The 2404-nt window shown below is 51.4% G+C and carries 1 protein-coding gene and 1 pseudogene; both read left to right on the forward strand.

Annotated elements, in window-relative coordinates:
- Positions 1–470 (forward strand): annotated as a pseudogene (locus JMJ56_RS32955) (integrase core domain-containing protein); the annotation flags it as partial.
- A gap of 207 nt (positions 471–677) precedes the next feature.
- Positions 678–2270, forward strand: coding sequence for a hypothetical protein (locus JMJ56_RS32960; protein ID WP_202836095.1), 1593 nt, complete (start codon positions 678–680; stop codon positions 2268–2270).
- Positions 2271–2404: the final 134 nt, after the last annotated feature.

Here is a 2404-nt window from a genome sequence, read left to right on the forward strand (position 1 = left end):
CTGCTGCCTAAACTCTGCTGCGCGTCGCCTTCGGCATGCCAGCGCGGCGGCCGAAGGGTCGACAAGTTGACGGTGCCCCTGTGCGACCTGTTCGTCGAGCGCGAGCCGCCCGGGCACATCCGCTCCGACAAAGGGCCGGGGTCCGTGGGGAAGGAAGTTTGCGGCTGGCTCGGCCGGGTCGGCGTAAAGACGCTGTTTATCGAGCCCGGCAGCGCCTGGGAAAACGGCTACAATGCATCCTTCAATGGCAAGCCGCGGGATGAGCTGCTGGACCCGGAGATATTCTATTCGTTGCGGGAAGCCGAGGTTCTGATTAGCGCTGGCGGCACTACAACGCGGCCAGGCCGCACCGCGTCCGTGGGCCTCAATCGCGCCCGCCCTTGAGATTGCGTTGCCATGCGGCTGTGACTAGATCATCTTGGCGCAGGCGCCGTGAGCACTGCCACGTCAGGGCTTTACCTGCATGCTAGGCGGCGTCTAACCGCGTATCGGAGAGCCAACATGTTAAAGCGAGGCACTAAACAGCAAAAGGGGTATGCGGCGATTGGCTTAGTTGCCGCTGCCATTTTGCTCGTTTTTGGCATTAGTCTTAGCCTCACTTATCAAGCAGAACCAGCGTACGCACAGTGCCAGAACGGACGCTGCTAAAGTTAGCGTCGTAAGGTTGGGTGTACTCCATGGCAGCTCAGTCGTGCGCAGCCGAAGACGGCCTGTGTCAGTTAATATTTCGTCTTAGATCTTTTCTTGGATTTACTCCTCCCGATCAAATTATTAGTGACCCAAGATGGCTGTTTTCTGCGGCTATCGTAGGCATACTCACGGCATGGCTACTGAGCCACTTCTTTGATGAACGTAGTCCGGCTCGCGATCCGGAGCGCCCCCTCTCCTTCTTTTTTCTGAAAGAGATTATGTCTAGACGCGGCTATCGCGCATGGCGAGTCGCCTACAGTCTACCTATTGCTGCGGTCTTCTTTGTGGCCTTCGTCGCATTTAGTGAGTTGTTGAGAGCGTTTAAAGAAGTTCTTGTTAATAAATTCCTGGGTGATTATGTCATTGGCTCGTTATCGTCTGGCATTTCTGCTTGGATTTCGGAGCAGCTCAAACATGAGAATCCGCTACTCGATCCTTTTTTCATATTATTTACTGCAATAGCACTATTTAGCAACTACATCAGTGCGTCTGTGAATTTTTATCGACGAGGATTTTTTTATATATTTGGCATCAATAATTCTCTAGAAAACGATCTCAGAAGAAGCACAGAGCGGATTGTTGATCGTGCGAAGAATGCATTGCCCGTCGATAAGCGAGGGCCGGACAGCATCTTACGTACAGTGACAACTGCACTTGAGGCTGCCTACGACTATCCAGTCCCTGTGCCGCCCGAAATGACAAAGCGACTGAATTACATTGAGATTGTTCAGTATCAACTGCTCTTTCATGCATCACGTGCCATTGGCGAGCTTACGACCGAAGGAGCGCTACGGCAGGTGGAAGAAAAAATATTGATCGGGAATGAGCATGGGCCTGGGCACGTGCATTTTGCTTCTGCCGCGCGGCCAAGCGAATCACCTTCCATCATGGCTCGGCTCATCATCTTCGTGGCGTTATGCGCCGCTTACCTTTATCTGGTCCCTAAGATCCCTGCACTTTTCCAACACCTCGACCTCGAGTGGCCAACCAAACTCGAATGGTTAGGACCTGTATTCTCCTTAAACTCGGACATACAAACTATCTTCGGAAATCTTGTGCTGCTTTTGCAAGGAGCTCTTGGGGTTGCTGCAGTATTCGCAGTAGGACTTAGGTTTGTAATTCCAGAATACATTTCAGGAAACGGATCCGTTACTAGTGCACGCTTGAAATTGCGCACAGCGGCGAAATTGTATGCCGCGAGCGTGTTGAATTATATTTTTTTCTTGTTTATTTCCTTTGCAATGTACAAAGCTGAAATATTTAAACCTGAAAATTTTGTCCCAACTTTGTTCGCACAGCAGGGTCTTTATTATGCATTAATATACGGATTTGCGCCACTTGGCGCTTGCTTAGTAGTATCCATGATTGGAAAACTGAACTCTCAGGTCGATTGGTGGGTTGTTTCAATCGCAACGTCGATATTTGCGGGTGTGTGGCTGCTCGGGAGCCAGCTAAGTTACGAGCTTCTCTTCAACATACCCAGAAATTTTTTTATACATCAAGCGCTTTTCGGAACTTCGCTTGTTGCGTTTGTTTGCGTTCTGTATCCGCGCGCTAGGTGGCCTGCCCAGGAAGTTTGAGTTTGTTTGAGCGAGAGTTGGAGCGAGCCTAGCAGGCTGCTGAAAAGCCTGCCTGCTGTGAACCGCCCCGGCTTCGCCGGAGGGTGGTTTACTTGGGTCACGCCGCCATGGCGGGTGCCTCGAGCTGAGCATGG

The sequence above is a fragment of the Belnapia arida genome (genome assembly GCF_016773205.1).
GTDB classification, from domain to species: Bacteria; Pseudomonadota; Alphaproteobacteria; order Acetobacterales; family Acetobacteraceae; genus Belnapia; species Belnapia arida.

Coding starts and splice junctions, on each gene's coding strand:
- JMJ56_RS32960 (WP_202836095.1), top strand. CDS start 678: ATGGCAGCTCAGTCGTGCGCAGCCGAAGACGGCCTGTGTCAGTTAATA.